This is a genomic window from Streptomyces sp. NPDC001219 (assembly GCF_053597915.1).
Map to the genome: position 1 here is coordinate 180,141 of NZ_JBSFJF010000007.1, position 6,525 is coordinate 186,665.

5 protein-coding genes are annotated in these 6,525 nt (G+C 73.1%); 2 read left to right on the forward strand and 3 right to left on the reverse strand.

Translation table 11 applies throughout. The features are described 5' to 3' along the window. Window positions 1–96 precede the first annotated feature (96 nt). The 3 genes from ACWC9R_RS06890 to ACWC9R_RS06900 form a co-directional block, all read right to left on the reverse strand. On the reverse strand, window positions 97–1,773 hold the full coding sequence (locus ACWC9R_RS06890) for a phospho-sugar mutase (RefSeq protein ID WP_450729322.1): 1,677 nt from the start codon (window positions 1,771–1,773) through the stop codon (window positions 97–99). Between the two features lie 289 nt (window positions 1,774–2,062). After that, window positions 2,063–2,884, reverse strand: a complete 822-nt coding sequence (locus tag ACWC9R_RS06895) for a purine-nucleoside phosphorylase (protein WP_450729323.1) — start codon at window positions 2,882–2,884, stop codon at window positions 2,063–2,065. A 147-nt stretch (window positions 2,885–3,031) separates the two neighbouring features. Next, entirely contained in the window at window positions 3,032–3,469 is a 438-nt protein-coding gene (locus ACWC9R_RS06900) for a gamma-glutamylcyclotransferase (RefSeq protein WP_362604353.1), read from the reverse strand. 139 nt (window positions 3,470–3,608) lie between these two features. Between ACWC9R_RS06900 and ACWC9R_RS06905 the strand changes: the two genes are divergently transcribed. Together ACWC9R_RS06905 and ACWC9R_RS06910 are read left to right on the forward strand one after the other, a co-directional pair. Then, complete coding sequence (locus ACWC9R_RS06905) at window positions 3,609–5,054, forward strand: NAD(P)H-quinone dehydrogenase (RefSeq protein ID WP_450729324.1); 1,446 nt, start codon at window positions 3,609–3,611, stop codon at window positions 5,052–5,054. 298 nt (window positions 5,055–5,352) lie between these two features. Continuing rightward, a complete protein-coding gene (locus tag ACWC9R_RS06910; protein ID WP_450729325.1) occupies window positions 5,353–6,339 on the forward strand; it encodes a DeoR/GlpR family DNA-binding transcription regulator in 987 nt (328 codons plus the stop codon). The last annotated feature ends 186 nt before the right edge of the window (window positions 6,340–6,525 follow it).

The following is a 6,525-nucleotide window of genomic DNA, read 5'->3' on the forward strand; positions in this document are numbered from 1 at the left end:
AGCGGGGGTGGAAGCGGCAGTGGAAGCGGCAGTGGCTGCGCGTGCGGAAGCCAACCCCGCCGTCTCCGAAACCCCCGCCGTCTCCGACCAGCGAGCTCAGATCCCCGCCGCCCCCGACAGGTCCCGCTTGATCGACGTGAGTGCCGCAGCGGCCTTCGTGCGGGCCTCGGGCAGGGCGTCGGGCGAGGCCACCGGGACCACGACCTCCAGGTAGCACTTGAGCTTGGGCTCGGTGCCGCTGGGGCGGACCACCACGCGGGCGGCCTCGATCCCGGCCTCCGGTGAACCGGACAGGTAGTAGCGCAGCCCGTCGGTCGGCGGCAGCGTCTCCGTGCCCCGGGTCAGATCGTCGGCCCGTGTCACGCTCAGACCGGCCAGCGCGGCCGGCGGCTGGGCGCGCAGCCTGCCCATGGCGTCGGCGATCAGCGACAGGTCCTCGACCCGGACCGAGAGCTGGTCGGTGGCGTGCAGCCCGTGCTCCAGCGCGAGGTCGTCGAGCAGGTCGGTGAGGGTGCGGCCGGACTGCTTGAGCTCCGCGGCCAGCTCGGTGATCAGCAGGGCGGCGGTGATGCCGTCCTTGTCGCGGACGCCCCGCGGGTCGACGCAGTAGCCGAGCGCCTCCTCGAAGGCGTACCGCAGACCGTCCACCCGGGCCAGCCACTTGAAGCCGGTCAGCGTCTCCTCGTACGGGAGCGACGCGGCGGCCGCGATACGGGACAGCAGCTGGGAGGAGACGATGGTCGTCGCGAAGGTGCCGGACGCGCCCTTGCGCACCAGGTGGGCGGCGAGCAGCGCGCCGACCTCGTCGCCGCGCAGCATCCGCCAGCCGTCCGGCGTGCCGGGGGCGGGGACGGCGACGGCGCAGCGGTCCGCGTCGGGGTCGTTGGCGATCACGATGTCGACGCCGGCGGTGTTCCGGGCGGTGGCGAACGCGAGGTCCATCGCGCCCGGCTCCTCCGGGTTGGGGAAGGCGACCGTCGGGAAGTCGGGGTCCGGCTCGGCCTGTTCCGCGACGACCACCGGGGCGGGGAAGCCGGCCCGCTCGAAGGCGGCGACCAGGGTGTCCCGGCCGACCCCGTGCATCGGCGTGTAGACGACCGCGGTGTCCCGGGGGGAGCCAGGCGTCAGCACGGCGTCCGTACGCGCCAGATAGGCGCTCAGCACCGTCTCGTCGAGGGTCTCCCAGCCGCTCTCCGGGCGCGGGACGTCGGCCAGCGAGCGGACCGCGGCGATCTCGGCGGCGATCTCGCCGTCCGCGGGCGGCACGATCTGGGAGCCGTCGCCCAGGTAGACCTTGTAGCCGTTGTCGCGGGGCGGGTTGTGGCTGGCGGTGACCTCGACACCGGCCACCGCGCCCAGGTGCCTTATCGCGAAGGCCAGGACCGGGGTGGGCAGCGGGCGCGGCAGCAGCGCGGCGCGCAGGCCCGCGCCGGTCATCACGGCCGCCGTGTCGCGGGCGAAGTCGGCGCTCTTGTGGCGCGCGTCGTAGCCGATGACCACCAGGCCCGAACCGTCACCCTGCGCCTTGAGGTATGCGGCGAGTCCGGCCGCCGCCCGGATGACCACGGAACGGTTCATCCGCATCGGGCCCGCGCCCAGCTCACCGCGCAGCCCGGCGGTGCCGAACTGGAGGGTGCCGGCGAACCGGGCGGCCAGCTCCTCGGTGTCCTCGGCGGCGAGGAGCTTGGACAGCTCCTCCCGGGTCTCCGGGTCGGGGTCCTCGGCCAGCCATGCCTGGGCCCGGTTGATCAGCTCCGCGGGATCGGTAGCCACGTGATGCTCCTGACGGTGGATGCGGGTGGGGCGCGCGCTGAGGACAGCGGGGACGGGGCCCTCTCGGCTCGTCACGCATACCCGGTATCCGGGTACGGGGAGCCGCGGAACCGGCCAATGCCACTGGATGGCAGCGCACGCGGAGGGCCGCGCCGCGCGGCGGGGCGGAACGGCCGGCGGACGGCGGGGCGGGTGCGGCGGTGACGGCGGCCGGCCCGGCGGGTGGGGCGCACCCGCCGTGGCCGTCGGCCGTCGTCGTCCGGGCGCGGCGCGGTGGCGCCGCGGTGCCTCAGAGCTTGCCGAGCACCTGGGCGAGCAGGCTGCCCATCCGGGTCGCGGAGTCGCGGCCGGCCTGGAGCACCTCTTCGTGGTTGAGCGGTTCGCCCGTCATGCCGGCGGCGAGGTTCGTCACCAGCGACAGGCCGAGCACCTCGGCGCCGGCCTCGCGCGCCGCGATGGCTTCCAGGACCGTGGACATGCCGACCAGGTCGGCGCCCAGGGTCCGGAGCATCTTGATCTCGGCCGGGGTCTCGTAGTGCGGGCCGGGGAGCTGGGCGTAGACGCCCTCCTCCAGGCTCGGGTCGACCTCCTTGCACAGCGCGCGCAGCCGCGGCGAGTACAGGTCCGTCAGGTCGACGAAGTTCGCGCCGGCGATCGGGGAGGTGGCGGTCAGGTTGAGGTGGTCGCTGATGAGGACCGGCTGGCCGGGGCGCATGCCCTCGCGCAGGCCGCCGCAGCCGTTGGTGAGCACCACGGTCTTGCAGCCGGCCGCCACGGCGGTGCGGACACCGTGCGCGACGGCGGCGACCCCGCGGCCCTCGTAGTAGTGGGTGCGGCCCAGGAAGACCAGCGCCCGCTTCGCACCGACCTGGTACGAGCGGATCGTGCCGCCGTGCCCGGCGACGGCCGGCGCCGGGAAGCCGGGCAGCTCGGTGACGGGGAATTCGTGCTCGGGCGCGCCCAGGGCCTCGGCGGCCGGAGCCCAGCCGGAGCCCATCACCAGGGCGACGTCATGGGTCTCGGCGCCGGTCAGCTCGCGCAGACGGGCGGCGGCGTCGGCGGCGGCACCCTGGGGGTCGCGCGCGATGTCCGGAGTAACAGATGCGTTCACGCGGACGAGGGTAGCCGGTAATGCCCTACGCGCGTAGATGTCGCTGCTCACGGCTCTCGGAACGGAGCGTTGTGGCATCTGCCAAATGCATGTGCCCGGGCGCGTCGCGGCACCCGTACGGCGGCCTGCCCGCCGCGGCGCCGCCCGTCAGCAGGGCCGCTTGCGCAGCTCCATCACATAGTCGTGCGGTGCGCCCGCCGACTCCGCGGCGTCCGCGATCTCGCCCAGATAGCGGGCCGACGGCAGACCGCCCTCATAGCCGTTGAGGACGTAGATCCACGCCGCCTCGTCGCCGTCGAGGGTGTGCACCCGCACCCGCATCCGCCGGTAGATGTCCATACCCACGCCCTCCCACCGGTCCATGGACTCCTCGTCCATGGGCGCGATGTCGTAGAGCGCGACGAAGAGCTGGGAGCGTGGCGACTCGACGACCGTCGCCAGCGCGCCCTCCCAGCCCATCTGCTCGCCGCCGAAGGTGAGCCGCCAGCCGTTGAGCCAGCCGGTGCCGCGCAGCGGCGAGTGCGGTGCGCGGCGGGACATCAGCCGCGCGTCGAGGTTGCCGGCGTACGCGGCGTAGAGCGACATGGTTCCGAGGGTACGGGAGGTTGCCCGCCGGGCTCGTGGTGCCGGGGGGCCGGACGGAAGACCCGGTGGGGCGCGCCCCGGTGGCCGCCGGGGACGGAGTACGCCCCCGGGCGAGAGCGACGTACGGGCGTGCGGGACAATGGAGTACGTGACTCGGATCGTGATCATCGGTGGTGGACCCGGCGGCTACGAAGCGGCCCTGGTGGCGGCTTCTCTCGGCGCGGAGGTGACCGTCGTCGACTGCGACGGTCTGGGCGGGGCGTCGGTGCTGACCGACTGCGTGCCGTCGAAGACTCTGATCGCCACCGCCGAGGTGATGACGACCTTCGACTCCTCGTACGAGGAGCTGGGCATCATCGTCGAGGACGACACACCGCACGTGGACCGGCCCGCCCGGGTCGTCGGCGTCGACCTCGGCAAGGTCAACCGGCGCGTCAAGCGCCTCGCGCTCGCCCAGTCGCATGACATCACCGCCTCCGTGACGCGCGCCGGCGGCCGGGTCATGCGCGGCCGCGGGCGGCTGGAGCCGGGCCAGGCCCCGGACGGCTCCCGCAAGGTGACGGTCACCGCCGCCGACGGCACCACGGAGGGGCTGATCGCGGACGCGGTGCTGATCGCCACCGGCGCGCACCCCCGCGAGATCCCGGACGCGCTGCCGGACGGCGAGCGCATCCTGAACTGGACCCAGGTCTACGACCTCGACGAGCTGCCCGAAGAGCTGATCGTGGTGGGTTCCGGTGTCACCGGTGCCGAGTTCGCCGGTGCCTACCAGGCGCTCGGCTCCCGCGTCACCCTCGTCTCCTCCCGGGACCGCGTGCTGCCGGGTGAGGACCCGGACGCCGCCGCCGTCCTGGAGGACGTCTTCCGCCGCCGCGGCATGAACGTCATGTCGCGCTCCCGGGCCCAGTCCGCCAAACGGGTCGGCGACCGCGTCGAGGTCACCCTGTCCGACGGCCGCACCATCTCCGGCACGCACTGTCTGATGGCGGTCGGCTCCATCCCCAACACCGAGGGCATCGGCCTGGAAGCGGCCGGCGTCAAGCTCAAGGACTCCGGCCACATCTGGACCGACAAGGTCTCCCGCACCAGCGCCCAGGGCGTCTACGCGGCCGGCGACTGCACCGGCATCTTCGCGCTGGCGTCCGTCGCCGCGATGCAGGGCCGGATCGCGATGTACCACTTCCTCGGTGACGCGGTGACCCCGCTGAACCTCAAGACGGTCTCCGCGAACGTCTTCACCGACCCGGAGATCGCCACCGTCGGTTACTCCCAGGCCGACGTCGACAGCGGCCGGATCGACGCCCGGGTCGTGAAGCTCCCGCTGCTGCGCAACCCGCGCGCCAAGATGCAGGGCATCCGCGACGGTTTCGTGAAGCTGTTCTGCCGCCCCGGCACCGGCATCATCGTCGGCGGTGTGGTCGTCTCCCCGCGCGCCAGTGAGCTGATCCACCCCATCTCGATCGCGGTCGACAACAACCTGACCGTCGAGCAGATCGCCAGCGCCTTCACGGTCTACCCGTCGCTGTCCGGCTCGATCGCCGAGGTCGCCCGCCAGCTGCACACCCGCAAGTCCGGGAGCGAGTAACCCTTCCCGGGGCGGGCCGCGGACGGCGGCTGCCGATTCACATATTTGTGCCCCCCGTGCGCACTGCGGATGAAACGTCCCTGCAGTGGCCGGGGGCCGGTGCGCCCCGGGCGTCCGCCGCCGCGGGCGCCCGGCAGGGCGACTGACCAGGTGTCACGCGGGTCGTTCCGCCCGGCAGTTCGACATCCGCACGACATATGCACACCGCATACCACGTCACGCTCCGCGCTGTGAACAACTTCCGTTAATTGGTGCAACCTGCTGAAAACAGACGGTCGTTGGCGTTACTGTCAGTTTCGTGTTCGCTGCAGAACGTCGCCAATTGATCCTTGAAATGGTGCGCGCCAATGGAGCCGTATCGCTCCGGGAGCTCGCCCGCGTCGTCCAGACCTCCGAAGTAACCGTACGGCGGGACGTGCGGGCGCTGGAGGCAGAAGGACTGCTCGACCGCCGGCACGGCGGTGCGGTCCTGCCGGGAGGCTTCACCCGCGAATCAGGATTCCCGCAGAAATCCCATCTAGCGACCGCGGAGAAGACGGCCATCGCCGATCTCGCGGCCGGCTTCGTCGAAGAGGGCGAGGCCATCGTCGTCGGCGCCGGGACGACCACCCAGGAGCTGGCCCGCCGGCTCGCCCGCGTCCCCGGTCTGACCGTCGTCACCAACTCCCTCCTGGTCGCCCAGGCGTTGGCCCATGCCAACCGCGTCGAGGTCGTGATGACCGGCGGCACCCTGCGCGGCTCCAACTACGCGCTGGTCGGCAGCGGTGCCGAGCAGTCGCTCCAGGGGCTGCGGGTGTCGCGTGCCTTCCTCTCGGGCAGCGGTCTGACCGCCGAGCGCGGCCTGTCCACCTCCAACATGCTCTCCGCCAGCGTCGACCGGGCGCTGGTGCAGGCGGCGGGGGAGGTGGTGGTGCTCGCCGACCACACCAAGCTCGGCTCCGACACGATGTTCCAGACCGTGCCCACGGACGTGATCACACGGCTGGTCACGGACGAGCCGCCGGGCCATGACGACCGCGCCGCCACGGAACTCCAGGCGCTGGCCGACCAGGGCGTCCAGATCGCCGTGGCCAACGGCTCGGGCCTGGGTCACGGGCCGGGGCAGCCGGGCAGGGACGGCGGGCCGGGGGACCGCAGAGGGCCCCGGCGGGACGTCCCGCTCCCGGGCCAGCGGCGCAGCCATGCGCCGGGCACCGGGGCCGGCGGGCCACAGCTCCGCTCGGCCCCCTCCCTCGGCGAGGCCGCCGGCGGCCGGGTCGCCGACCTGGCGCCACGGCGCCGCTGAGCACACCGGTCGGGGGCGCGCCACAGGGGCGCGCCGTCCCGGCGGTCTAGGACCTGTCGTCAAACTCCCGTCGTTCGCCCGAAGGGCGGCCCCGCGGCGTCTGGTGCGTGCGATCGCAAGGCGGAGGTTCGCCCCGATACTGGGTGGTTTGGGGGGGTCCCCGCCACCCACCCACAAAGTAAAAGG